This window comes from Streptomyces sp. MS191, assembly GCF_008042125.1.
Classification (GTDB): domain Bacteria; phylum Actinomycetota; class Actinomycetes; order Streptomycetales; family Streptomycetaceae; genus Streptomyces.
On the sequence record NZ_RDBI01000054.1, the window covers coordinates 162,796 to 186,681 of the forward strand.

Below are 23,886 nucleotides of genomic sequence, written 5' to 3' on the forward strand. Positions count from 1 at the left end.
CCCACGGCCGGCCCCGGGGGCGTCGCGCCGAGCTCGCCCATCCCGGCGGGCTCCCGGCCGATCGGCGGACGGGGCGGGCGGGATCCGGCCCCGTCCAGGAGACACCCCGCCCGTGATCTTCCCGGCCTGCGGGACGGTTGTCGGTCCCGTGGTGTGCAATGGAGCCCGTGCCCGCGCTCGACGAACCACTGAAGAAGCTGCTCGGCGCCGCCACCGCGAAGGTGATGGCCGAGCACCTCGACCTGCACACGGTCGGGGACCTGCTCCACCACTACCCCCGGCGCTACGCCGAGCGCGGGGAGCTGACCGCGCTCGGCGAACTGCCCCTGGACGAGCACGTCACGGTGGTCGCCCAGGTCGCCGACGCCCGCGTGCTCACCTTCAACAAGGGCGGACGGGGCACGGGCCAGCGGCTGGAGGTGACCATCACCGACGGCAGCGGCCGGATGCAGCTGGTCTTCTGGGCACGGGCCAGCGGCTGGAGGTGACCATCACCGACGGCAGCGGCCGGATGCAGCTGGTCTTCTTCGGCCGCGCGGTCTTCTTCCACCAGAAGGAGCTGCTGCCCGGGCGGCGCGGGATGTTCGCCGGCAAGGTCGGCCTCTTCAACCGCAAGCTCCAGCTCTCCCACCCCGAGTACAAGCTCCTCGACGCCGACACCAGCGACGAGACGGTCAAGGCCTTCGCGAGCGAACTGCTGCCGATCTACCCGGCCGTCAAGCAGCTGGAGTCCTGGACGATCGAGCAGTCCGTCTCCATCGCCCTGGACTCCATGGAGGCCACCGGCTGGGCCGGACTCGTCGACCCGCTGCCGACCGCCCTGCGCGAGGGCCGCGGCCTCACCGACCTCCCCGACGCCCTCCGGAAGGTCCACCGCCCGCACACCAAGGCGGACATCGCGYAGGCCCGCGACCGGCTCAAGTGGGACGAGGCCTTCGTCCTCCAGGTGGCGCTCGCCCGCCGCCGCTACGCGGACACCCAACTGCCCGCCGTCGCCCGCCGACCCGCCCCCGACGGCCTCCTCGACGCCTTCGACGCCAAGCTGCCCTTCACCCTCACCGACGGCCAGCGGCGCGTGACGAAGGAGATCTTCGACGACCTCGCCACCGAACACCCCATGCACCGCCTCCTCCAGGGCGAGGTCGGATCCGGCAAGACGATGGTCGCCCTGCGCGCCATGCTCGCCGTCGTCGACGCCGGCGGACAGGCCGCCATGCTGGCGCCCACCGAGGTCCTCGCCCAGCAGCACCACCGCTCCGTCACCGAGATGATGGGCGAGCTCGCCGAGGGCGGCATGCTCGGCGGCTCCGAGCACGCCACCAAGGTCGTCCTGCTCACCGGCTCCATGGGAGCCGCCGCCCGCCGCCAGGCCCTGCTCGACCTGGTCACCGGCGAGGCCGGGATCGTCATCGGCACCCACGCGCTGATCGAGGACAAGGTCCAGTTCCACGACCTGGGCCTGGTCGTCGTCGACGAGCAGCACCGCTTCGGCGTGGAACAGCGCGACGCCCTGCGCGGCAAGGGCCACACCCGGGGCGAGAAGCGCACCCCGCACCTCCTCGTCATGACGGCCACCCCCATCCCGCGGACCGTCGCCATGACCGTCTTCGGCGACCTGGAGACCTCGGTCCTCGACCAGCTCCCGGCCGGGCGTTCCCCCATCGCCAGCCACGTCGTGCCCGCCGCCGACAAGCCCCACTTCCTCACCCGCGCCTGGGAACGGGTGCGCGAGGAGGTGGAGAACGGCCACCAGGCCTACGTGGTCTGCCCCCGGATCGGCGACGGCGAGGACGAGAACGGCAAGGGCGGCAAGGCGGCCAAGGGCGCGAAGAAGAAGGCCGCGCCCGAGGACGACGCCGAGAAGCGCCCCCCGCTCGCCGTCCTGGACGTGGCCGCGCAGCTCGGTACCGGTCCGCTGGCCGGGCTGCGGGTCGAGATCCTGCACGGCCGGATGCACCCGGACGACAAGGACGACGTGATGCGCCGCTTCGCCGCGGGCGACGTCGACGTCCTGGTCGCCACCACCGTCATCGAGGTCGGCGTCAACGTCCCCAACGCCACCGCCATGGTCATCATGGACGCCGACCGCTTCGGCGTCTCCCAGCTCCACCAGCTCCGCGGCCGCGTCGGCCGCGGCTCCGCCCCCGGGCTCTGCCTGCTCGTCTCCGAGATGCCCGAGGCCGCACCCGCCCGCCGGCGGCTCGAAGCCGTCGCCTCCACCCTCGACGGCTTCGAGCTCTCCCGGATCGACCTCGAACAGCGCCGCGAGGGCGACGTCCTCGGACAGGCCCAGTCCGGCGTCCGGTCCTCCCTGCGGATGCTCACCGTCATCGACGACGAGGAGGTCATCGCCGCCGCCCGCGAGGAGGCCACCGCCGTCGTCCGCGCCGACCCGGAGCTGGAGGACCACCCGGCCCTGCGGACCGCCCTGGACGCCCTCCTGGACAAGGAGCGGGAGGAGTTCCTGGAGAAGGGGTGACCTCACGGACGCGCCCCCGGCCATATCGTGGAGATACCGATCTCAGCGAAGGACGAGGACCTCAGATGACCCGCGTGATCGCCGGCACCGCCGGCGGACGCCGACTGGCCGTACCGCCGGGCAACGGCACCCGCCCCACTTCCGACCGGGCACGCGAAGGCCTCTTCTCCACCTGGGAAGCGCTCCTCGGCACCCTCGACGGGACCCGGATCGCCGACCTCTACGCGGGCTCCGGCGCCGTCGGCCTGGAGGCCCTCTCCCGCGGCGCGGCCCACGCGCTCCTCGTCGAGGCCGACTCCCGCGCCGCGAAGACCGTCCGCGAGAACGTCCGGGCGCTCGGCCTGCCCGGCGCCGAGGTCCGCACCGGCAAGGCGGAGCAGATCGTCACGGGGCCGGCTCCCGCCACCCCCTACGACCTGGTCTTCCTCGACCCGCCGTACGCCGTCTCGGACGACGATCTTCGAGAGATCCTCCTCACACTCCGCTCCGGGGACTGGATCGGAGACGATGCCCTCGTCACCGTGGAGCGCAGCACCCGAGGCGGGGAATTCGGTTGGCCGGCCGGTTTCGAACCACTGCGGGCCCGTCGCTACGGCGAGGGAACGTTTTGGTACGGTCGCGCCGCCTCTACGTGCGAAGACGCACGATGACCGGACCGGAGAGCGAGGGACCCAAGTTGCGCCGCGCCGTCTGTCCGGGGTCATTCGACCCCATCACCAACGGACATCTCGACATCATCGCCCGCGCCTCCAAGCTGTACGACGTCGTACATGTCGCGGTGATGATCAACCAGTCCAAGAAGGGACTGTTCACGGTCGACGAGCGGATCGAGCTGATCCGCGAGGTCACCGCCGACTTCGGCAACGTCGAGGTCGAGGCCTTCCACGGCCTCCTCGTCGACTTCTGCAAGCAGCGCGACATCCCCGCCATCGTCAAGGGGCTGCGCGCGGTCAGCGACTTCGACTACGAGCTGCAGATGGCCCAGATGAACAACGGCCTCTCGGGCGTCGAGACGCTGTTCGTGCCGACGAACCCCACCTACAGCTTCCTGTCGTCCTCCCTGGTCAAGGAGGTCGCCGCGTGGGGCGGCGACGTCTCCCACCTGGTGCCGCCCGCCGTCCTCGGCCGGCTCACCGCGCGCCTCGCGGAGCAGCGCTCCTCTACGTGACCGCGAGCGACGGACGTTGACGGTCCGTCACTCACGGTCACCTGGTGTCGGGCGGGCGCCGACTGCCCTTACAGTCGTCCCGTCCGTCTCCATCCAGCTGTAGAGAGTGGCGAGCACCCGGTGGACGTGCAGAAGAAGCTCGACGAGATCGTTGCGACGATCACCAACGCCCGCTCCATGCCCATGTCGGCGTCCTGCGTGGTCAACCGCGCCGAGCTGCTCGCCGCGCTCGAAGAGGTGCGGGAGGCCCTGCCGGGCTCGCTGGCGCAGGCCCAGGAGCTCCTCGGCGGTCGCGAGCAGATGGTCGAGCAGGCCCGCCGCGAGGCCGAGCGGATCATCGAGGTCGCCCACGCCGAACGCGGGTCGCTGATCTCCGACACCCAGGTCGCCCGCCAGTCCCAGGACGAGGCGGACCGGATCCTCGGCGAGGCCCGCCGCGAGGCCGAGGAGATCCGCGCCGAGGCCGACGACTACGTCGACTCCAAGCTCGCCAACTTCGAGGTCGTCCTCAACAAGACCATCGGATCCGTCGACCGGGGCCGCGAGAAGCTCCTCGGCCGCGGCCCGGGCCTCGACGAGCAGGGGTACGCGGACGAGGACGCCCCCGAGTACAGCGCCGACCCGCAGACCCTGATCCAGCGGGCCGACGAGTACGTCGACGCCAAGCTCGGCGCCTTCGAGGCCGTGCTCAGCAAGACCCTGGAGGCGGTCGGCCGCGGCCGGCAGAAGCTGCACGGGCGGATCGCCACCGACGACCTCGGCGCCCACATGGCCGCCCAGGACGCGGCGGGCGGCACGGTCCACACCAGCGACGCGGACTACCTGGCCGGCCTCGCGGAACTGGCCGACCCCGAGCCGGCCCAGCAGCCGGCCGCCCCGCAGATCCCGGCGCAGCAGCCCGACCCGTACGGCTACCCCCAGCAGCCGCAGGACGCGTACGCGGCCGGTGTCACCTACGCGGGGGCCGAGTACGGCGTCGGCCAGGACCCCTACGCCTACCAGGCCCAGGACCCGTACGCGTACCAGCAGCCGCAGCAGCAGGACCCGTACGCGTACCAGCAGCAGGTGCAGCAGCAGATGCCGCAGCAGCAGGCCGCGCTCGACGAGACCAGCTTCTTCGACACGAGCATGATCGACCTGGAGCAGCTGCGCCGCTACGAGCAGGGCCACTAGGGCGTGCGGCGAAAGTCCCGCCTGCCCCGCGGGGCCCGACCTCCGGGCGGACGGCGCTGCTTTCGCAGCAAGCCCTAGGTCCGCCGGGCCCGGATTGGGTCCTGGGCGAAGCGTCCAGTATCCTGGCTCTTCGGTCGCGCGTATGCCCGCGATCCTTGCTGCCCGCTTCGCCCCACCCGGTGGACGTGGCAGCCCCCTCGACGATCCGAAAGCAGGAAGAACCCTGAGCACGCGCCTCGACCACCGCAACCCCCTCGTGTTCGACACACACGAGCTGGGGCGGCGTCCTGGTGCCCTTCAGCGGCTCTCGCGTTCGGTTGCGGCTCCCCAGCACCTCGGTGTCGAAGGAGTCGTCGGTGTGCCGGAGGGCGCGCCCGTGGAGATCGACCTCCGTCTCGAGTCGGTCATGGAAGGGGTGCTCGTCACAGGCACCGCCCGTGCATCGGCCGAGGGGGAGTGCGTAAGGTGTCTGGAGCCCGTCGAGATCGATCTCGACGTGGACTTCCAGGAGATGTTCTCGTACCCCGACTCCGACGACCGGGGCCGCTCCAAGGCGGCCGCGGACGACGAAGCCGAGGCCGACGAGGACATGATCCCCCTCGAGGACGGCATGTTCGACCTCGAACCCTTGCTGCGTGATGCGGTGGTGCTCGCACTGCCGATGCAGCCGGTGTGCCGGGAGGACTGTGCGGGGCTGTGTTCCGACTGCGGAACCAACCTGAACGACCACCCGGACCACCACCATGACGCCGTCGACATTCGTTGGGCGGCACTGCAGGATCTCGCCGGTTCGCTGGGAACCGATGAGAAGGACAACATGAGCGGCACTGCATCTGACGACGTTCAGAGCGCCGCCGAGAAGCAGGAGAAGTAGCCGTGGCTGTTCCGAAGCGGAAGATGTCGCGCAGCAACACGCGCCACCGCCGGTCGCAGTGGAAGGCTGCGGTCCCCACCCTGGTTTCGTGTGAGCGTTGCCAGGAGCCGAAGCAGCAGCACATCGCGTGCCCGAGCTGCGGCACCTACAACAAGCGCCAGGTCCTCTCGGTCTGAGTGGCTGGTGAGAGGCGCAATGTCTGAGTCCAACAAGACGGACACTGCCTCGTCCCACACGCTTCTGGAAGGGCGGCTCGGGTATCAGCTCGAGTCCGCCCTTCTGGTGCGTGCGCTGACGCATCGCTCGTACGCGTACGAGAACGGCGGTCTGCCCACCAACGAGCGTCTCGAGTTCCTCGGGGACTCCGTGCTCGGCCTGGTGGTCACGGACACGCTGTACCGCACCCACCCCGACCTGCCCGAGGGCCAGCTGGCCAAACTGCGGGRCGCGGTGGTCAACTCGCGTGCGCTGGCGGAGGTCGGCCGCGGCCTCGAACTCGGCCTCTTCATCCGGCTCGGCCGGGGCGAAGAGGGCACGGGCGGGCGGGACAAGGCGTCCATCCTCGCCGACACCCTGGAAGCGGTGATCGGCGCGGTCTATCTCGACCAGGGCCTCGATGCGGCGTCCGAGCTGGTGCACCGGCTCTTCGACCCGCTCATCGAGAAGTCCTCGAACCTCGGTGCCGGCCTGGACTGGAAGACCAGCCTCCAGGAGCTCACCGCGGCCGAGGGTCTGGGTGTGCCCGAGTACCTCGTCTCCGAAGAGGGACCGGACCACGAGAAGACCTTCACTGCTGCCGCCCGCGTCGGTGGTGTCTCGTACGGCACCGGCACCGGCCGCAGCAAGAAGGAGGCGGAGCAGCAGGCCGCCGAGTCCGCGTGGCGCGCGATCCGCGCGGCCGCGGACGAGCGCGCGGCGGCGGCCAAGGCCGCGGCCGAGGCCGGCGAGACCGGCCCGCAGGAGGAGAACGGCGGGGCGCCGACCGCCGCCGACCTCCKGTCGGCCTGACGCGCACGCTCCCTTCGCACACGCATCCCGCCCGTCCCCCGTTCCGGGGGGCGGGCGGTTGTGTTGCCGCCCACCGGCCGCCCCCGCCGCGCCCCGTCGCTCCCGGGCGGCCGCCGTACCGGGCCCGCCCGGCACCCCGCGGGCGATAGGCTTTCGGCAGCGTTCCCGTACCCCAGCGGAGGAGTCCCGTGCCCGAGTTGCCCGAGGTCGAGGTCGTACGGCGCGGGCTGGAGCGCTGGGTCGACGGGCGGACCGTGGGCGAGGTCGAGGTGCTCCACCCGCGGGCCGTGCGACGGCATCCGGCGGGTGGCGCGGACTTCGCCGCCCGGCTGAAGGGACACCGGTTCGGGGCCGCCCGCCGGCGTGGCAAGTACCTCTGGATCCCCCTCGCGGACTCGGACAGCTCCGTCCTCGGCCATCTCGGCATGAGCGGCCAGCTGCTGGTGCAGCCGGAGACCGCGCCGGACGAGAAGCACCTGCGCGTCCGGGTGCGCTTCCAGGACGGCCTCGGCACCGAGCTCCGCTTCGTCGACCAGCGCACCTTCGGCGGTCTCTCCCTGCACGACAACACCCCCGACGGGCTGCCGGACGTCATCGCGCACATCGCGCGCGACCCCCTCGACCCGGAGTTCGACGACGCCGCCTTCCAGACCGCGCTGCGCCTGCGCCGCACGACCGTCAAGCGGGCGCTGCTCGACCAGTCGCTGATCAGCGGGGTCGGGAACATCTACGCCGACGAGGCGTTGTGGCGCAGCCGACTGCACTACGACCGCCTCACGGCCACCCTCACCCGCCCCCGCTCCGCCGAACTGCTCGGCCACGTACGGGACGTGATGAACGCGGCCCTCGCCGCCGGCGGGACCAGTTTCGACAGCCTCTACGTCAACGTGAACGGCGAGTCCGGCTACTTCGACCGCTCCCTGGACGCCTACGGGCGCGAGGACGAACCGTGCCGCCGATGCGGTACCCCGATACGTCGGCGCCCCTGGATGAACCGGTCCAGCTACTTCTGCCCGCGCTGCCAGCGCCCGCCGCGTCCGTCGCTCTGACGCGGGGCGCCGGACGGGTCACGGCCCCTCCGTGCCCGCTCATGGCCGCCGGGACGGGGGTCAGGACGTGACGGGGGCGCGTTCCTCGTCGTAGGTCCGGCGCGCCGACAGGACCTCCGGCATCCGGCCCTCGACCAGCTGGATCAGGCCCAGCAGCCGCTCGGCGATCTCCCGGCCCAGCGGGGTGAGGGTGTAGTCCACCCGCGGCGGGTTCGTCGGCTGGGCCTCGCGATGGACGAGACCGTCCCGCTCCAGCGCGTGCAGCGTCTGCGACAGCATCTTCTCGCTGACGCCGTCGACCCTGCGGCGCAGCTCGTTGAACCGGAAGCCGCCGTCGTACAGCGCCCCGAGCGTGAGGCTGCCCCAGCGCCCGGTCACGTGTTCCAGGGTGCCGCGCGACGGGCAGGCCCGCGCGAACACGTCGAACCCGAGGTCACCGGCCGGGCACTCCGTCGCGAGGTCGTCAGTCATGCACTCCACCATACTCCGGCACAGCGCTGACTCAGGGGCTGCGCTAACTGGTAGGTTGCGCTTCCGAATAGTTAGTGCTCTACTTCTGGTGCATTCCCTGCCGATGAGGAGCTTTCCTGTGACCACCCCTGTCGTCTCCATCGCGTACCACTCCGGCTACGGCCACACCGCCGTCCTCGCAGAGGCCGTCCGTGCCGGGGCCGCCGACACCGGCGCCACCGTCCACCTGGTCAAGGTCGACGAGATCACCGACGCCCAGTGGGAGCTGCTCGACTCCTCCGACGCGATCGTCTTCGGCTCCCCGACCTACATGGGCACCGCGTCCGGCGCGTTCCACGCCTTCGCGGAGGAGAGCTCCAAGCGCTGGTTCTCCGACGCCTGGCTGGACAAGCTGGCCGCGGGCTTCACCAACTCCGCGTCCAAGAGCGGCGACAAGCTGCACACCCTGCAGTTCTTCCAGATCCTGGCCGGTCAGCACGGCATGCACTGGGTCAACCTCGGCCTGAAGCCGGGCTGGAACTCCAGCGAGGCGTCCGAGAACGACATCAACCGTCTCGGCTTCTTCGCCGGCGCCGCCGCCCAGTCCAACAACGACCAGGGGCCGGAGGCCGTCCACAAGGCGGACCTGGCCACCGCCGAGCACCTCGGCCGCCGCGTCGCCGAGACCGCCCGCACCTTCGCGGCCGGCCGCGCCGCGCACTGACGCGCCACGGCGGGACGACGGAGGGCCCCGTTCACCGATCGGTGAACGGGGCCCTCCGTCGTCCTTCGGCCGGTCTCGCGACCTCCCGCCGGATCAGTCACCGGGGGGCGGGGCGCCCGTGCCGCCGGCGCCGGCCGCCGTCGTGGCGGAGGTCGCCGGCCCCGTGTCGAGGAACTCGCGGATGGCGAAGCCGACCAGGACCACGACGACGATCCACACCACGACCGCCGCGGTCGGGTAGCTCCACGTCGCGAGGACGACGGCCGCGATGGCGAGAATCCCGGCCCCGATCCAGCGCTTGTACCGGTTGACGAAGCGGCCGACCGGCCCGAGGCGCAGCCCGTGTGCCGTCGAGGCGTCCCGAAGCGCGCCGATCGCCGACCTGCAGGCGGTGCGGATCGAAACGGCGACCCTCGACGGGCCGATCAGGAAGGCGCCGACGGCCGTCACCAGTGCGGTGACACCCACGGCGCGGATGGCCGCGCGCAGGAAGCGGATCAGGGTGTCGTAGATCGAGCCGGCGGCGGCCTGGGACGCTCCGGGCGGCAGGTGGTCCAGGTAGAAGGACCTGAAGACCGTCAGCACGACGCCCAGGAAGAGCATGGCGACGGCCACCCCGAGCGCCGCGCCGATCAGGCCGCGCCGCCGGTTGACGGCGGTGAACACGCCGGCGGCGGCGACCAGTACGGCGATGATCGGCAGCCAGGTGCCCATGATCTGCAGGAGCCGGAACCAGGTCTTGACCTTGCCGACGTCCTTCGAGGCGAACACCACGAAGTTGGTGTGCACCTCGGGGATCTTTGCCGCCGGTGTGAAGCCGGAGCTCACCAGCTCGTCCTTCACCTTGGCGACGAACGGCCCGATGTCGATGGCGACCTGGTTGTTCTGCAGCGACACCGCGCCGCCGCCCTTGCCCGTCAGCGCCTTGTCGAGCGTGGAGTGCACGGCCCGGTTGGCGTCGACCCACAGGGTCGCGAACTGGTCGCTGGTCACCACCTTGTTCACGGTGCTGCTGACCAGCTGGGTGAGGCCGCTGGTGATCGGCCCGGTCAGGTCTCCGATGAGCTTGCCGAGCCGGGGCGGCGCACCCTGCTCGGTGGCGGCCTGGGAGAGCTGGTCCACCACGGCCTTCACGTCGATCTGCGCCAGCACCTCCGACGTGACCCGGCTGGTGACCGCGGCCTGGACATCGGGGTCGCTCGCCAGCGGGGCGACCGTGGCGACGTACCGGTCGGTGTCACCGACGATCGAGTCGGTCCACACCGCGACGACCGCGAGCAGCGCCAGCACGGAGGAGAGGACGATCAGCACGACCGAGCCGGACGTGCGAAGGCGGTGGTGACGGGCCCGGGGCGGTGGTTTCGATGCCTCGAGTGCGGCGAGCCGCTGCCGCAACTCCTCGATCTCGGAGCGGTCGCCCGCGGTGCCCCGGGGCTCGGACGCGGCGTGCGGTGGACGGCCGGCCCCAGGCGCTTCGCCGTCGGGCCGGCCCTGCTGCGGGCTGTTGTCGCCCGTCGGATCGGAAGCCGGATCGGGCTGGCCGCTCGGCATGGCATGCTCCCTGCGTCGGGTTGTCTGGCAGAGGCGGGGACGGTCGCGCTGACAGTGCGCCCTCTTCAGGAGATACCGTGAGTGACGCCGGTGCCACCGGGTGCGCTCGCTCGGGTGAACCCCGGGTCGAGGGCGGCGGCCGCCGCCCCGGAACCGGGCTGGGAGCCGCGCCCGGGCGCGTGCGGAAGCCGCGCTCCGTCGCGGCGCCGGCGGGCGGGCCGCCGTGGAAGCAGAGTGGGCCGCCCCGAGCCGGTCACGGCTTCGGGACGGCCCACACCACGAGGCGGGACTCCGACCTGCGGGAGTCTCAGTAGCCGAAGTCCTGCGTCCACCACGGACCGCCGTCCGCGAAGTGCACGCCGACGCCGATCGTCTTGAAGTCGCAGTTCAGGATGTTCGCGCGGTGACCGTCGCTGGCCATCCAGGACTGCATCACCGCCGCCGCGTCCACCTGGCCGCGCGCTATGTTCTCGCCGCCCATGTTCGCGATGCCGGCCTTCTGGGCGCGGACCCACGGGGTGGCGCCGTCCGGGTCCGTGTGGTCGAAGAAGCCGCGGGCGGCCATGTCCCGGCTGAAGGCGTCGGCCAGAGCCGAGAGCCCGGAGTCGGCGGTCACCGGGGTGCAGCCCACCAGGGCCCGCTGCTGGTTGACCAGCCGGACCACCTCGGTCGCCGCGGCGGTGTCACGGCCGGCCGGGGCGGCGGTGGGGGCCGGGGCCTTCGGTCGCTCGACCGGCTTGTGGGCCGTGGGGGCCGGCTTCGGCGTCGCCGTACGCGACGGCTTGGCCACCGGCTTCTCGGGCGCCGGGGCCGCGGTGGTCTTCGGAGCGGCCGGCTTCGGCTTCGGCTTCGGAGCCGCCGTCTTCTTCGGCGCGGGGGCGGCGGTGGTCTTGGAAGGGGCCGGCTTCGGCTTCGGCTTCGCGGACGGCGAGGCCGTCTTGCCGGTGCCGGTGCCGGTGGTGGGGCGCTTCGACTCGATCGAGGGGGTCGCCGAGGCGCCACCCTGCTGCGTCAGCAGTTCCGGGGCCTGCCGGGACTCCGTCTTCCGGGCCTCCGCGCTGACGCTGCCGACGGTGTCACTGCTCCCGCCGGGCAGCAGACCCGCGGCGACGGCGACCGCCGCGCCCACCGCGACGGCAGCGGAGGCGCCGAGGAGCCCGGTGCGAACCGGCCTCCTGCGCCCGGTACCCGGGTGCCGGCTGTCCGAGCCGTCCGCATATCCTTCTGCGGCGGGCGCGGCGCCGGAGCGACGATGGCGTCCCATCTGCTCTGCCTTCCTGACGACCTGAGTGCTCTGTGCTGAGCCGTGCTTTGCGAGTTGCCGATCTTTGCAATCGCCAGTTCGTGTCATGTGGAGCACACCCGTCCGGGTGACTCTCGCTGCGTGGGGACTGTACGCGATGACAGGGCCGGGGCGGTGTGATGTGCAGGGAATTCGCCCGCTAACGTACGGTCATGACTGAAGACGTTCGGTGCACCGCGTGGGTGCGCGGCCGGGTACAGGGAGTGGGCTTCCGTTGGTTCACCAGGGCAAATGCTCTGGAGATCGGGGGCCTCGTCGGCTTCGCGCTCAACCTCGACGACGGCCGGGTCCAGGTCGTGGCCGAGGGGCCGAGTGAGAATTGCCACCGCCTGCTGGAGTGGCTGCGCTCGGGTGACACGCCCGGACGCGTGGACGGAGTCACTGAGATATGGGGCACTCCGCGCGGCGGCTACGACGGCTTCGCGATCCGCTGATGATCATGTCGACACGACGCCGCCCGGTGACCCGCACGGCCGCCGGGCGTACGTTCGAAGAAGGCCCCCTGGAGGGGGAATGACCTGGTGGTTGCGGAGAGGGGCTTGCCGTGGAAGGCTGCGCGGGTAAGGATGATCTCCACGCCCCTGAGGCACCGAGTTGCGAGGCGCCGTCGCGGTATCCGCGGCCGCAGGCCCCCCGGTCGCCCCTTGATACGGGGTGTGATCGTGTTGACCGTCAAACTTTTTGGTGAGACTCTGGAATCCCCGCGCACCTTAGCTGTTTGGCAGTAGGAATCGGCACGACAACCTGTGCTGCCGAGCACCGCGGGTGCGAATCCCTCACGACCCACACCACTTCGGTCGGTCACTCAGTGTGGAGGACCATCCATCATGGCAAAGGCGCTTCTCGGTTACGTCGGCGGCTCCGACCCGCGACTCCTCGCCGAGATGCGACGGCTTCAGCAGCGCGTCCAGGACCTCGAGTCCGAGCTCGTACGCATTCAGGACGAGAACGACGCGCTCAACGCTGCCGCCGCACAGCACGGAGAGTCGCTGCTCGACAGCATCGACCTCGACGTTCCCCAGGCGGAGCCTGCACTCACCTGATCGTTCAGCCCCGTGCCGGGGCCAGGTGAGAAACACTCACGCTGGCACAGCCAGATATGCAAGGGGCGCTACGGCGTCCCTTCCTTCTTCGCTCACTGGCGTCCCCCATGCCCCACCCCTCCTTTGAAGGAGGGTCTGCCCTGCACGTTCATGGGTGAAACGCGCACTCCCCGGTAGAGTCCGGGGGCGTGCACCTCAAGGCCCTCACCCTTCGCGGTTTCAAGTCGTTCGCCTCCGCGACCACGCTGCGGTTCGAACCCGGAATCACGTGCGTCGTGGGGCCGAACGGATCCGGCAAGTCCAATGTCGTGGACGCGCTGTCCTGGGTCATGGGCGAGCAGGGCGCCAAGTCGCTGCGCGGCGGCAAGATGGAGGACGTCATCTTCGCCGGCACGACCGGGCGGCCGCCGCTCGGTCGCGCCGAGGTCTCCCTGACCATCGACAACTCCGACGGCGCGCTGCCCATCGACTACGCCGAGGTCACCATCACCCGGATCATGTTCCGGGGCGGCAGCAGCGAGTACCAGATCAACGGCGACACCTGCCGGCTGCTGGACATCCAGGACCTGCTCTCCGACTCCGGCATCGGCCGCGAGATGCACGTCATCGTGGGACAGGGCCAGCTCGACTCCGTCCTGCACGCCGATCCGATGGGCCGCCGCGCCTTCATCGAGGAGGCCGCCGGCGTGCTCAAGCACCGCAAGCGCAAGGAGAAGGCGCTGCGGAAGCTCGACGCGATGCAGGCCAACCTCGCCCGCGTGCAGGACCTCACGGACGAACTGCGCCGCCAGCTGAAGCCGCTCGGCCGGCAGGCGGCGGTCGCCCGCCGGGCCGCCGTCATCCAGGCCGACCTGCGCGACGCGCGCCTGCGGCTGCTCTCCGACGATCTCGTACGCCTCCAGGAGGCACTGAAGGCCGAGGTCGCCGACGAGGCCGCGCTCCTCGCCCGCAAGGAGAGCACCGAGTCGCAGCTGCGGGCCGCCCTCGCGAACGAGGCCGACCTGGAGGACGAGGTCCGCCGGCTCGCCCCGCGGCTCCAGCGCGCCCAGCAGACCTGGTACGAACTCTCCCAGCTCGCCGAACGGGTGCGCGGCACGATCTCGCTCGCCGACGCGCGGGTGAAGAGCGCCACGGCGCAGCCCGCGGAGGAGCGGCGGGGCCGCGATCCGGAGGACATGGAACGCGAGGCCGCGCGGATCCGCGAACAGGAGGCCGAGTTGGAGGCCGCCCTGGAAGCGGCCGAGCGGGCGCTGGAGGACACCGTCGCCCACCGCGCCGAACTGGAGCGCGAACTGACGGTGGAGGAGCGCCGCCTCAAGGACGTGGCCCGTGCCATCGCCGACCGGCGCGAGGGCCTCGCCCGGCTGCACGGCCAGGTCAACGCGGCCCGCTCCCGCGCCGCCTCGGCCCAGGCCGAGATCGACCGGCTGGCCTCCGCGCGCGACGAGGCCCAGGAACGCGCGGTCCTCGCCCAGGAGGAGTACGAGCAGCTCAAGGCGGAGGTCGACGGGCTCGACGCGGACGACAGCGCCCGCGGGGAGCGGTACGAGGAGGCCCGCCGGGACCTCGCCGCCGCGGAGTCCGCGGCGACGGAGGCCCGGGAGGCGGCCACCCTCGCCGAGCGCCGCCGAGCCGCGACCCACGCCCGCCACGAGGCACTGGCCCTGGGACTGCGGCGCAAGGACGGCACCGGCGCGCTGCTGAACGCCCGCGACACGCTGGACGGCCTGCTCGGCCCGGCGGCTGAGCTCCTCACGGTCACCCCCGGCCACGAGATCCCCCTCGCCGCCGCCCTGGGGGCGGCCGCGGACGCGATCGCCGTCTCCGGTCCCGCCTCGGCGGCCGAGGCACTGCGCCTGCTGCGCAAGCAGGACGCGGGCCGCGCGGCGATCCTCCTGGCCGGCGACCCGGCGCCGCACCGACCCGGCGGCCCCGACGACTCCGGCCCGCACCCCGCCGCCGCGGCGGAGCAGGCCGCCGGGCCGCGGCCGGCCCTCGCCTTCGTCCGCGGGCCCGAGGAACTCATGGGCGCCGTGGGCCGGCTGCTCGACGGGATCGTCGTCGTCGACACGCTGGAGGAGGCCGAGGAGCTCGTCCGGGCCTCGCCCCACCTCACCGCGGTCACCGCCGAGGGAGACCTGCTCGGGGCGCACTTCGCCCAGGGCGGCTCGGCCGGTGCGCCCAGCCTCCTGGAGGTGCAGGCCTCCGTCGACGAGGCCGCCGCCGAACTGGAGGGGCTCGCCGTGCGCTGCGCCGAGCTGGCCGCCGCCCAGGAGGACGCCGGCCGCCGCCGGGCCGCCGCCGCCGCGCTGGTCGACGAGCTGGCCGAGATCCGCCGCGCCGCCGACCGCGAGAAGTCCGCCGTGGCCCAGCAGCTCGGCCGGCTCGCCGGGCAGGCCCGCGGAGCCGCCGGCGAGGCGGAGCGGACCGCGGCCGCGGCCGCCCGGGCCCAGGAAGCCCTGGAACGCGCCGTGGTCGAGGCCGAGGAACTCGCCGAACGCCTGCTCGTCGCGGAGGAGACCCCGGCCGAGGAGGAGCCCGACACGTCCGTGCGGGACCGGCTCGCCGCCGACGGCGCCAACGCCCGGCAGACCGAGATGGAGGCGCGCCTCCAGCTCCGCACCCACGAGGAACGGGTCAAGGGCCTGGCCGGCCGGGCCGACTCCCTCGACCGGGGGGCCCGCGCCGAACGAGAGGCGCGCGCACGGGCCGAGCAGCGCCGGGCCCGGCTGCGCCACGAGGCCGAGGTCGCCACGGCCGTCGCCGCGGGCGCCCGCCAGCTGCTCGCCCACGTCGAGGTCTCCCTCGTCCGCGCCGAGCAGGAGCGCGTACTGGCCGACGCCGCCAAGGGGGCGCGCGAGCAGGGACTGACCACCGCCCGGACCCGGGGCCGCGAGCTGAAGGCCGCACTCGACAAGCTCACCGACTCCGTCCACCGCGGCGAGGTGCTCGGCGCCGAGAAGCGGATGCGGATCGAGCAGCTGGAGACGAAGGCGCTGGAGGAACTGGGCGTCGAGCCGGCCGGGCTGGTCTCCGAGTACGGTCCCCACCAGCTCGTGCCGCCGTCGCCGCCGGCCGAGGGCGAGGAGCTCCCCGAGGACCCGGAGCATCCGCGCAACCAGCCCCGCCCGTTCGTCCGAACGGAGCAGGAGAAGCGACTCAAGGCCGCCGAACGGGCGTACCAGCAGCTCGGCAAGGTCAACCCGCTGGCCCTGGAGGAGTTCGCCGCGCTGGAGGAGCGTCACCAGTTCCTCTCCGAGCAGCTGGAGGACCTGAAGAAGACCCGGGCCGACCTCCTTCAGGTCGTGAAGGAGGTCGACATCCGGGTCGAGCAGGTCTTCACCGAGGCGTTCCGGGACACCGCGCGGGAGTTCGAGGGGGTCTTCTCGCGGCTCTTCCCGGGCGGCGAGGGCCGGCTGATCCTGACCGACCCGGACAACATGCTGACCACCGGCGTGGACGTGGAGGCCCGCCCACCGGGCAAGAAGGTCAAGCGGCTGTCGCTGCTGTCCGGCGGCGAGCGCTCGCTGACCGCCGTGGCCATGCTCGTCTCCATCTTCAAGGCGCGCCCCAGCCCCTTCTACGTGATGGACGAGGTCGAGGCGGCGCTCGACGACACCAACCTCCAGCGGCTGATCCGGATCATGCAGGAACTCCAGGAGTCCTCGCAGCTGATCGTGATCACCCACCAGAAGCGGACGATGGAGGTCGCCGACGCGCTGTACGGCGTTTCCATGCAGGGCGACGGGGTATCGAAGGTCATCAGCCAGCGGCTCCGCTAGAGACCCGACCTTGATCACATTCAAGAGTTGAACACATGCGGACTCGCCCTTCCTCTGGATGAACAGGAGGGCGAGTATTGACTTCGAAACTTGAAGGCATAGTCTCTGCAACGTTGCTTTTACCTTCAAGTGGTGGGCGGCGAGAAGTTGTGCGCCACTGGAAGGGCTCGCCCCCCACGCCCCGGCGACGCTGCCGGAGCCCCCAGGAGTCCATGTGACCAGCACCGCGCAGGCGCCCACGCCGCCGCCTTCCGAAGGGCGCTCCGCCCACCCGGACCACCTCGGCCACGTCATCTTCATCACGGCGTCGGCCGCCATGGGCGGTTTCCTGTTCGGCTACGACAGCGCCGTCATCAACGGCGCCGTCGAGGCCATCCGTGACCGCTACGACATCGGCTCCGGCACACTCGCCCAGGTCATCGCCATCGCCCTGATCGGCTGCGCCATCGGCGCCGCCACCGCGGGCCGCATGGCGGACAAGATCGGCCGCATCCGCTGCATGCAGATCGCCGCCGTGCTGTTCGCCATCAGCGCCGTCGGCTCCGCGCTGCCCTTCGCCCTCTGGGACCTCGCGTTCTGGCGGATCATCGGCGGCTTCGCCATCGGCATGGCCTCGGTGATCGGCCCGGCGTACATCGCCGAGGTCGCCCCCGCCGCCTACCGCGGCCGCCTCGGCTCCTTCCAGCAGGCCGCGATCGTCATCGGCATCGCCATCTCCCAGCTCGTGAACTACGGCATCCTGCAGCTCGCCGACGGCGACCAGCGCGGTGAGATCGGCGGCCTCGAGGCCTGGCAGTGGATGCTCGGCGTCATGGTCGTCCCCGCCCTCCTCTACGGCCTGCTCTCCTTCGCCATCCCCGAGTCCCCCCGCTTCCTGATCTCGGTCGGCAAGACCGAGAAGGCCAAGGAGGTCCTGTCCGAGGTCGAGGGCCACGGCGTCAACCTCGACCACCGCGTCGCCGAGATCGAGCACGCGATGCGCCGCGAGCACAAGTCCACCTTCAGGGACCTGCTCGTCTCCGGCAGCCGCTTCCGCCTGCTGCCCATCGTCTGGGTCGGCATCGGACTCTCGGTCTTCCAGCAGCTCGTCGGCATCAACGTCGCGTTCTACTACTCCTCGACGCTCTGGCAGTCGGTCGGCATCGACCCGTCGAGCTCGTTCTTCTACTCGTTCACCACGTCGATCATCAACATCATCGGCACCGTGATCGCGATGGTCCTGGTCGACCGGGTGGGCCGCAAGCCGCTCGCGCTCGTCGGCTCCGTCGGCATGGCCGTCGCCCTCGCCGTCGAGGCCTGGGCCTTCTCCGCCGACCTCGTCGACGGCAAACTCCCCGAGACGCAGGGCGTCGTGGCGCTCGTCGCCGCCCACGTCTTCGTGCTCTTCTTCGCCCTCTCCTGGGGCGTCGTGGTGTGGGTGTTCCTCGGCGAGATGTTCCCCAACAAGATCCGCGCCGCCGCCCTGGGCGTCGCCGCCTCCGCGCAGTGGATCGCCAACTGGGCCATCACCGCGAGCTTCCCGTCCCTCGCGGACTGGAACCTCTCCGGCACCTACATCATCTACACGGTCTTCGCCGTGCTCTCCATCCCCTTCGTGCTCCGGTACGTCAAGGAGACGAAGGGCAAGGCGCTGGAGGAGATGGGCTAATCCCCGCTGCCCCTCTCCTCGACACGAGTACTGCCCCGGCTCAGGGCCCTATGCCCCGAGCCGGGGCAGTACGTCCTCTCCGAACAGCCGCAGACTCCGCCACGCCTCGTCCACCGGCATGCCGCCGCACAACGGATGCAGCACCAGGCTCTCCAGCCCCAGGGCCACGCACTCGTCGGGCGTGACGATCCGGTACACCCCCTCGGCGCGCAGCTCCCGCGTCGTCGTCGCCGTCGAGCGCACCGCCGAGCGGATGTCCTTCGACTGCCAGGAGGCGTAGGTGCGGGCCTCGTGCAGGAAGTGCTCCCCGTACCGCGCCCAGCACCGGTCCGGGTCCTCCGACACGTGCAGCAGCGGCGTCTCCCGCGCCGGCATCATCGTCCAGCCCTCGGTGCCGTACTCCGCGCACCGTTCCCGGTAGTACGCCTCCAGCTCGGGCAGATGGGCGCTCGGGAAGAACGGCAGCCCCAGCCGGGCGGCCCGCCGCGCCGCCGCCTTCGAGGAGCCGCCCACCAGCAGCAGCGGATGCGGCCGGGTGAAGGGCCGCGGCGTGACCCGCACCGTCCGCCCCTGGTACGTGAAGGGCTCGCCGGACCACGCCCGCAGCAGCGTCTCCAGGAGCAGGTCCTGGAGCTTCCCGCGCCGGCCCCAGTCGACCCCGCGCTCCTCGTACTCCTCCGGCCGGTAGCCGATCCCCGCCACCGTCACCAGGCGCCCGCCGCTGAGCAGGTCGAGCACCGCGATCTCCTCGGCGAGCCGCAACGGATCGTGCAGCGGGCCGATGATCGCCGAGACCGTCACCGCGATCCGCCGGGTCGCCCCGAACACCGCGCCGGCGAAGGCGAACGGCGAGGGCAGCCAGTTGTCGGCGACACCGTGGTGCTCCTCGGTCTGCACCGTGTCGACGCCGTGCTCGTCGGCGTACGCGGCCATGGCGAGCGCGGCGCGATAGCGCTCCGACAGGGACTCCGGCGTCCCCCGCGGATCGACGAGGTTGAACCGTACGACTGTGAAGGGCATGGGAAGTCCCCCTCCGCGAGCGTGGAAGGCCGGCGAAGGGGGACGGTATCTGACGTGGCGTCAGATGGAAACAGTCTCGCGGACCTCGGCGCCCGGGGCGGCCGTGTCCGCCGGAGTCCGGGGCAGCGCCGCGTACAGCACGCCCGCGACGACGATCGTCACCGCCCAGCCCAGCCCGTTCTCGCCGGGCCAGGAAGAGGCCAGCGGCCCCGCGAACCATTCGACCCGGGTGAACAGCAGACCCACCACCAGGGCGACCGCCCACGAGGCCGTCGCCTGCCAGGCGAACCCGCCCCGGTACCAGTACGCGCTGGTGCGCGTGGTGTCCGTCAGCGCCTCGCCGTCGTACGTCCGGCGCCGCAGCATGTCCACGCCGAAGACGCCGATCCACGCCGAGAACGCGACGGCCAGCAGCGTCAGGAAGGAGATGAACGAACCGATGAAGCCGGTCGCCACCACCATCAGCAGGAAGCCGAAGACCAGACTGATCACCGCGTTCACGCTGACCGCCGCCGCACGCGGCACCCTGATGCCGAGGGTCTGCGCCGTGAACCCGGCCGAGTACATCGACATCGAGTTGATCAGCAGCATCCCGATCAGCGCGATGAGCAGGTACGGGACCGAGATCCAGGTCGGCAGCAGCTCCCCGATGAAGGAGACCGGGTCCTGTGCCGAGGCGAGGTCGGGTGTCGCCACCGCCATCACCGCGCCCATCAGCACCATCGGCAGGACGACGATCCCGGCGCCGCCGACCGTGGAGCCGACCACCGCACGGGAGGACGCCGTGCGGGGCAGGTAGCGGGTGAAGTCCGGGCCGGAGGGCACCCAGCTGATGCCGCCCGCCGCGATCGTGCCGATGCCCGCGACCATCATCGCCGTGGAACCGGCCGGCCGGGCGAAGACCGCCGACCAGTCCGTGTGGGCGACCAGATGCGCCAGCACCAGCACCGAGAACGCGCCGAACAGGTACGTCGACCAGGTGCTGCACACCCGCAGCGCCTTGATGCCGAGCCCGGAGACCACGAAGGTGCAGGCGACGAACAGCAGCAGCGTGACCACGATCAGCGGGGTGCTCGACTCGACGCCGAAGAGCAGGTCGAGCACGGTCAGCACGGCGTAGGCGCCGGTGACCGCGTTGATCGTCTCCCAGCCCCAGCGGGCCACCCAGATCAGCGAGCCGGGGAGCAGGTTCCCGCGCTGGCCGAAGACCGCCCGCGACAGGGCCATGCCGGGCGAGCCGCCGCGCTTCCCCGCGATCGAGATCAGGCCGACGATGCCGTACGACAGGAGCGGCGCCGCCGTGGCGACGACCAGCACCTGCCACAGGTTCAGCCCGTTCGAGACGACCAGGCCGGCGCCCATCGTGAGAAGCAGCACACTGATGTTGGCGGCCACCCAGGTCGGGAACAGCTCACGGACCCGGCCGGTCCGTTCGGCGTCCGGAACGGGTTCGAGACCTCGGGTCTCGACCGCGGCGGGGGCCGCGGCGTCGGATATCGCGCCTTCGACGTCGGAGGCGTGGGGCATGGGGGTACTCCGGTACAGAGATGGGGAGGCCGGGGGAGGGGCGACGGCAGTGGCACGTGCCCAAGTGGTCCAGCATCGTACGCAATCCCCGATACGTCCAAATGGCGACCTTGCTCCCCGCGGCGCCCCTGACGTGAGGCTTCGGCGGGACCCGGGCGGGAGGTGCGGACCTCGGGCCCCTTCGTGTCCGATACTGGTCGGGTTATGGAACTCATCCTTGCTGTAGTCATCGCTCTGGTCGTCGCGGTCGCCGTGACCAGCGGGCTCGTGATCAGCGGTCGCAAGAAGAAGCAGCTGCCGCCGGCCGGTCCGTCCACCACGCCGACCATCACCGCTCCGCCCGCCGAACCGCATGTCGGCGACGAGGCGGAGGCACCGCGGGAAGAACCACGCCGCACCGTCGAGGAGGTCGACCTCCCGGCCGCCGAGGGCTCGGTCGCCGTCGAGGAACCGCCGGTCCTCGAAGAGCCGGCCGTGCCCGCCATCGAGGTGCCCGAGCCGACCGCGGGCCGTCTCGTACGGCTCCGGGCCAAGCTCGCCCGCTCGCAGAACTCGCTCGGCAAGGGGCTGCTCACGCTGCTGTCCCGCGAGCACCTCGACGAGGACACCTGGGAGGAGATCGAGGAGACGCTGCTGACCGCGGACGTCGGTGTCGCTCCCACCCAGGAGCTCGTCGAGCGCCTGCGCGAGCGGGTCAGGGTCCTCGGCACCCGCACCCCCGAGGAACTGAAGAGCCTCCTCCGCGAGGAGCTCGTCGCCCTGCTCGGCGACTTCGACCGCGCGGTGAAGACCGAGAGCGGCGCGGACACCCCGGGCGTCGTCATGGTCGTCGGCGTCAACGGCACCGGCAAGACCACCACCACCGGCAAGCTCGCCCGTGTCCTGGTCGCCGACGGCCGCTCGGTCGTGCTCGGCGCCGCGGACACCTTCCGGGCCGCGGCCGCGGACCAGCTCCAGACATGGGGCGAGCGGGTCGGCGCGCGGACGGTGCGCGGGCCCGAGGGCGGCGACCCCGCCTCGATCGCGTTCGACGCGGTGAAGGAGGGCATCGCCGAGGGCGCGGACGTCGTCCTGATCGACACCGCCGGCCGGCTGCACACCAAGACCGGCCTGATGGACGAGCTCGGGAAGGTCAAGCGGGTCGTCGAGAAGCACGGCCCGCTCGACGAGATCCTCCTCGTCCTCGACGCCACGACCGGCCAGAACGGCCTCGTGCAGGCCCGTGTCTTCGCCGAGGTCGTCGACATCACCGGCATCGTGCTGACCAAGCTCGACGGCACCGCCAAGGGCGGCATCGTCGTCGCGGTCCAGCGCGAGCTGGGCGTCCCCGTCAAACTGGTCGGCCTGGGCGAGGGCCCGGACGACCTGGCCCCGTTCGAGCCGGGCGCCTTCGTCGACGCCCTGATCGGCGACTGACGCACTCCGCACGCACGACGAAGGCCCCGCCCGACGGCGGGGCCTTCGTCGTCCCCGGCCCCCGCGGTGCCCGGCCGGCGGGGGAGAGGGGGCTGCTCAGGAGTGGCTGCGGTGGCAGATGTACGCCAGGGTGCCGAGCAGCAGCCGTGCCTGCGGCGGCGCCCCCGCGGTGTCGAGCGTGGGCGGGCGCAGCCAGCGGACCGGACCGAGGCCGCCGAGGTCCGACGGGGGCGCCGTGATGTGGGTGCCGGTCCCGAGGCCGTCCAGGTCCAGATCGGCGTCGTCCCAGCCCATCCGGTACAGCAGCCGCGGCAGCTCCGCCGCCGCCCCCGGCGCCACGAAGAACTGCGCTCGCCCGGTGGGCGTCGCGCACACCGGACCCAGCGGGAGGCCCATCCGCTCCAGCCGGACCAGCGCGCGCCGCCCGGCCGCCTCCGCGACCTCGATCACGTCGAAGGAGCGTCCCACCGGCAGCAGCACGGCCGCTCCCGGGTACCCCGACCAGGCCCGCGTCGCCTCGTCCAGGCCCGCGCCCGCCGGCACGCCCTCGGCGAACGGGAGCGGATGCGCCCCGGGGGCCGCGCACGAGGCGTCCCCGCAGGAGCACTGGCCGGAGACGGCCCTCGCTCCCGGGAGCACGTCCCAGCCCCACAGTCCGGTGTACTCCGCCACTGCCGTGCACTCCGTGGTGCGGACGCGGCGTCGTGAGCCGGTCCTCATCTCACGGATGCCGCCGATCGTGAAGCCCATGCCCCCTCCAACGGGTCGGACGCGCCGGTGGTTACGACCAGGGGTCGCCCCCTCACGCTCCGTGGCCGTGAGTGGCGCACCGTCGCGGGACGGGTGGTGCGGACCGCCGCGCGCGCCTCCTCGCGCAACACTCCGTCGACCCCTGGTTCGTCGCATGTCAAGTGAATCGCGTCCAGCGCCAGGCGAGTTCATTCGAAGGGGTGGCGAATGGTGGCGATTCTTGAATCCCCCTCGCGAGAGGGGTGATCGTAGGATTACTTTCGGTACACGAACCCTGGGCCGATGCGCGCGTGGGTATGCCGGAGGCAACCCGTTTTCCAGTTCGAAGGAGTGCAAGCTCCAGACGGACGCCGCAACTCGCGGCATTCTGATAGGGGTTCGCGCAACAAGGGCATTGATGTGGATGGGGGCATTCCTGTGGGCGGCAACGGCGCAGACGGAACGACTGCCGGCAAGCGCCCGAACGAGCAGCTGAGCTCGTGGTTCGTGCGCAGCGGCTGGTCGAAGGGCGAGCTGGCGCGTCAGGTGAACCGCAGGGCGCGCCAGATGGGCGCGCACCACATCAGCACCGACACCTCCCGAGTGCGGCGCTGGCTCGACGGCGAACAGCCCCGCGAGCCCATCCCGCGGATCCTCTCCGAGCTGTTCTCCGAACGCTTCGGCTCCGTCGTCGCGATCGAGGACCTCGGACTGCGCACCGCCCACCAGTCGCCCTCCGTCTCCGGCGTCGACCTGCCGTGGGCCGGCCCCCAGACCGTCACCCTGCTCAGCGAGTTCTCCCGCAGCGACCTGATGCTCGCCCGCCGCGGCTTCCTCGGCTCCGCCCTCTCGCGAGGGGGATTCAAGAATCGCCACCATTCGCCACCCCTTCGAATGAACTCGCCTGGCGCTGGACGCGATTCACTTGACATGCGACGAACC

General features: G+C 71.7%; 19 protein-coding genes and 2 pseudogenes. 15 read left to right on the forward strand and 6 right to left on the reverse strand.

The window, feature by feature from the left end:
- Positions 1-158 precede the first annotated feature (158 nt).
- The 8 genes and pseudogenes from recG (at position 159) to mutM (ending at position 7,751) form a co-directional block, all read left to right on the forward strand.
- Positions 159-2,479 (forward strand): annotated as a pseudogene (gene recG / locus EAO71_RS23775) (ATP-dependent DNA helicase RecG).
- A 65-nt stretch (positions 2,480-2,544) separates the two neighbouring features.
- On the forward strand, positions 2,545-3,129 hold the full coding sequence (gene rsmD, locus EAO71_RS23780; RefSeq protein WP_147979853.1) for a 16S rRNA (guanine(966)-N(2))-methyltransferase RsmD: 585 nt from the start codon (positions 2,545-2,547) through the stop codon (positions 3,127-3,129).
- A gap of 26 nt (positions 3,130-3,155) precedes the next feature.
- Entirely contained in the window at positions 3,156-3,647 is a 492-nt protein-coding gene (gene coaD / locus EAO71_RS23785) for a pantetheine-phosphate adenylyltransferase (RefSeq protein ID WP_187282810.1), read from the forward strand.
- A gap of 120 nt (positions 3,648-3,767) precedes the next feature.
- Positions 3,768-4,820, forward strand: coding sequence for a DivIVA domain-containing protein (locus EAO71_RS23790; protein ID WP_147979855.1), 1,053 nt, complete (start codon positions 3,768-3,770; stop codon positions 4,818-4,820).
- Between the two features lie 142 nt (positions 4,821-4,962).
- On the forward strand, positions 4,963-5,694 hold the full coding sequence (locus EAO71_RS23795; RefSeq protein ID WP_261992311.1) for a YceD family protein: 732 nt from the start codon (positions 4,963-4,965) through the stop codon (positions 5,692-5,694).
- 2 nt (positions 5,695-5,696) lie between these two features.
- Positions 5,697-5,870, forward strand: coding sequence for a 50S ribosomal protein L32 (rpmF, locus tag EAO71_RS23800; protein ID WP_030496967.1), 174 nt, complete (start codon positions 5,697-5,699; stop codon positions 5,868-5,870).
- 19 nt (positions 5,871-5,889) lie between these two features.
- Complete coding sequence (gene rnc / locus EAO71_RS23805; RefSeq protein ID WP_147979856.1) at positions 5,890-6,702, forward strand: ribonuclease III; 813 nt, start codon at positions 5,890-5,892, stop codon at positions 6,700-6,702.
- Between the two features lie 188 nt (positions 6,703-6,890).
- The gene (gene mutM / locus EAO71_RS23810; protein WP_147979857.1) at positions 6,891-7,751 is read left to right on the forward strand and encodes a bifunctional DNA-formamidopyrimidine glycosylase/DNA-(apurinic or apyrimidinic site) lyase; all 861 of its coding nucleotides are present in this window, start codon (positions 6,891-6,893) and stop codon (positions 7,749-7,751) included.
- A gap of 60 nt (positions 7,752-7,811) precedes the next feature.
- Here mutM and EAO71_RS23815 read toward each other — a convergent pair whose 3' ends face one another.
- A complete protein-coding gene (locus tag EAO71_RS23815; RefSeq protein WP_187282800.1) occupies positions 7,812-8,222 on the reverse strand; it encodes a winged helix-turn-helix transcriptional regulator in 411 nt (136 codons plus the stop codon).
- A gap of 118 nt (positions 8,223-8,340) precedes the next feature.
- On the opposite strand from EAO71_RS23815, the gene EAO71_RS23820 reads away from it, so the two are divergent.
- The gene (locus EAO71_RS23820; RefSeq protein ID WP_147979859.1) at positions 8,341-8,925 is read left to right on the forward strand and encodes a flavodoxin family protein; all 585 of its coding nucleotides are present in this window, start codon (positions 8,341-8,343) and stop codon (positions 8,923-8,925) included.
- 93 nt (positions 8,926-9,018) lie between these two features.
- Here EAO71_RS23820 and EAO71_RS23825 read toward each other — a convergent pair whose 3' ends face one another.
- Complete coding sequence (locus EAO71_RS23825; protein ID WP_261992312.1) at positions 9,019-10,476, reverse strand: hypothetical protein; 1,458 nt, start codon at positions 10,474-10,476, stop codon at positions 9,019-9,021.
- A gap of 307 nt (positions 10,477-10,783) precedes the next feature.
- A complete protein-coding gene (locus tag EAO71_RS23830) occupies positions 10,784-11,740 on the reverse strand; it encodes a CAP domain-containing protein (RefSeq protein WP_147979860.1) in 957 nt (318 codons plus the stop codon).
- A 191-nt stretch (positions 11,741-11,931) separates the two neighbouring features.
- On the opposite strand from EAO71_RS23830, the gene EAO71_RS23835 reads away from it, so the two are divergent.
- The 4 genes from EAO71_RS23835 to EAO71_RS23850 all read left to right on the forward strand — a co-directional run bounded on the left by EAO71_RS23835 (position 11,932) and on the right by EAO71_RS23850 (position 18,252).
- Positions 11,932-12,213: an acylphosphatase gene (locus EAO71_RS23835; protein WP_147979861.1), complete on the forward strand. Its 282-nt coding sequence runs from the start codon at positions 11,932-11,934 to the stop codon at positions 12,211-12,213.
- A 393-nt stretch (positions 12,214-12,606) separates the two neighbouring features.
- Positions 12,607-12,822, forward strand: coding sequence for a hypothetical protein (locus EAO71_RS23840; protein WP_147979862.1), 216 nt, complete (start codon positions 12,607-12,609; stop codon positions 12,820-12,822).
- 188 nt (positions 12,823-13,010) lie between these two features.
- Positions 13,011-16,604 carry a chromosome segregation protein SMC gene (gene smc / locus EAO71_RS23845; RefSeq protein WP_147979863.1) on the forward strand — a complete coding sequence of 1,198 codons (3,594 nt, stop codon included), beginning with the start codon at positions 13,011-13,013 and terminating at the stop codon, positions 16,602-16,604.
- A gap of 214 nt (positions 16,605-16,818) precedes the next feature.
- The gene (locus tag EAO71_RS23850; protein WP_147979864.1) at positions 16,819-18,252 is read left to right on the forward strand and encodes a sugar porter family MFS transporter; all 1,434 of its coding nucleotides are present in this window, start codon (positions 16,819-16,821) and stop codon (positions 18,250-18,252) included.
- A gap of 48 nt (positions 18,253-18,300) precedes the next feature.
- Here EAO71_RS23850 and EAO71_RS23855 read toward each other — a convergent pair whose 3' ends face one another.
- Together EAO71_RS23855 and EAO71_RS23860 are read right to left on the reverse strand one after the other, a co-directional pair.
- Positions 18,301-19,272 (reverse strand): LLM class flavin-dependent oxidoreductase, encoded by a 972-nt coding sequence (locus EAO71_RS23855; RefSeq protein ID WP_147979865.1) that lies wholly within the window; start codon positions 19,270-19,272, stop codon positions 18,301-18,303.
- 60 nt (positions 19,273-19,332) lie between these two features.
- Complete coding sequence (locus EAO71_RS23860; protein WP_147979866.1) at positions 19,333-20,799, reverse strand: cytosine permease; 1,467 nt, start codon at positions 20,797-20,799, stop codon at positions 19,333-19,335.
- A 204-nt stretch (positions 20,800-21,003) separates the two neighbouring features.
- On the opposite strand from EAO71_RS23860, the gene ftsY reads away from it, so the two are divergent.
- The gene (gene ftsY, locus EAO71_RS23865) at positions 21,004-22,215 is read left to right on the forward strand and encodes a signal recognition particle-docking protein FtsY (RefSeq protein WP_147979867.1); all 1,212 of its coding nucleotides are present in this window, start codon (positions 21,004-21,006) and stop codon (positions 22,213-22,215) included.
- 96 nt (positions 22,216-22,311) lie between these two features.
- Here the strand turns inward: ftsY and EAO71_RS23870 are convergent, their stop codons facing one another.
- Positions 22,312-22,965 carry a bifunctional DNA primase/polymerase gene (locus EAO71_RS23870; protein ID WP_147979868.1) on the reverse strand — a complete coding sequence of 218 codons (654 nt, stop codon included), beginning with the start codon at positions 22,963-22,965 and terminating at the stop codon, positions 22,312-22,314.
- A gap of 417 nt (positions 22,966-23,382) precedes the next feature.
- On the opposite strand from EAO71_RS23870, the pseudogene EAO71_RS23875 reads away from it, so the two are divergent.
- Positions 23,383-23,886 (forward strand): annotated as a pseudogene (locus EAO71_RS23875) (hypothetical protein); the annotation flags it as partial.

Bases quoted from the DNA above. Each gene is read 5' to 3' on its own strand.
- ftsY (WP_147979867.1), top strand. From the start codon at position 21,004: ATGGAACTCATCCTTGCTGTAGTCATCGCTCTGGTCGTCGCGGTCGCC.
- EAO71_RS23830 (WP_147979860.1), bottom strand. From the start codon at position 11,740: ATGGGACGCCATCGTCGCTCCGGCGCCGCGCCCGCCGCAGAAGGATAT.
- EAO71_RS23870 (WP_147979868.1), bottom strand. From the start codon at position 22,965: ATGGGCTTCACGATCGGCGGCATCCGTGAGATGAGGACCGGCTCACGA.
- EAO71_RS23795 (WP_261992311.1), top strand. From the start codon at position 4,963: ATGCCCGCGATCCTTGCTGCCCGCTTCGCCCCACCCGGTGGACGTGGC.
- EAO71_RS23855 (WP_147979865.1), bottom strand. From the start codon at position 19,272: ATGCCCTTCACAGTCGTACGGTTCAACCTCGTCGATCCGCGGGGGACG.
- EAO71_RS23860 (WP_147979866.1), bottom strand. From the start codon at position 20,799: ATGCCCCACGCCTCCGACGTCGAAGGCGCGATATCCGACGCCGCGGCC.
- EAO71_RS23825 (WP_261992312.1), bottom strand. From the start codon at position 10,476: ATGCCGAGCGGCCAGCCCGATCCGGCTTCCGATCCGACGGGCGACAAC.
- EAO71_RS23815 (WP_187282800.1), bottom strand. From the start codon at position 8,222: ATGACTGACGACCTCGCGACGGAGTGCCCGGCCGGTGACCTCGGGTTC.
- EAO71_RS23840 (WP_147979862.1), top strand. From the start codon at position 12,607: ATGGCAAAGGCGCTTCTCGGTTACGTCGGCGGCTCCGACCCGCGACTC.
- EAO71_RS23835 (WP_147979861.1), top strand. From the start codon at position 11,932: ATGACTGAAGACGTTCGGTGCACCGCGTGGGTGCGCGGCCGGGTACAG.
- rsmD (WP_147979853.1), top strand. From the start codon at position 2,545: ATGACCCGCGTGATCGCCGGCACCGCCGGCGGACGCCGACTGGCCGTA.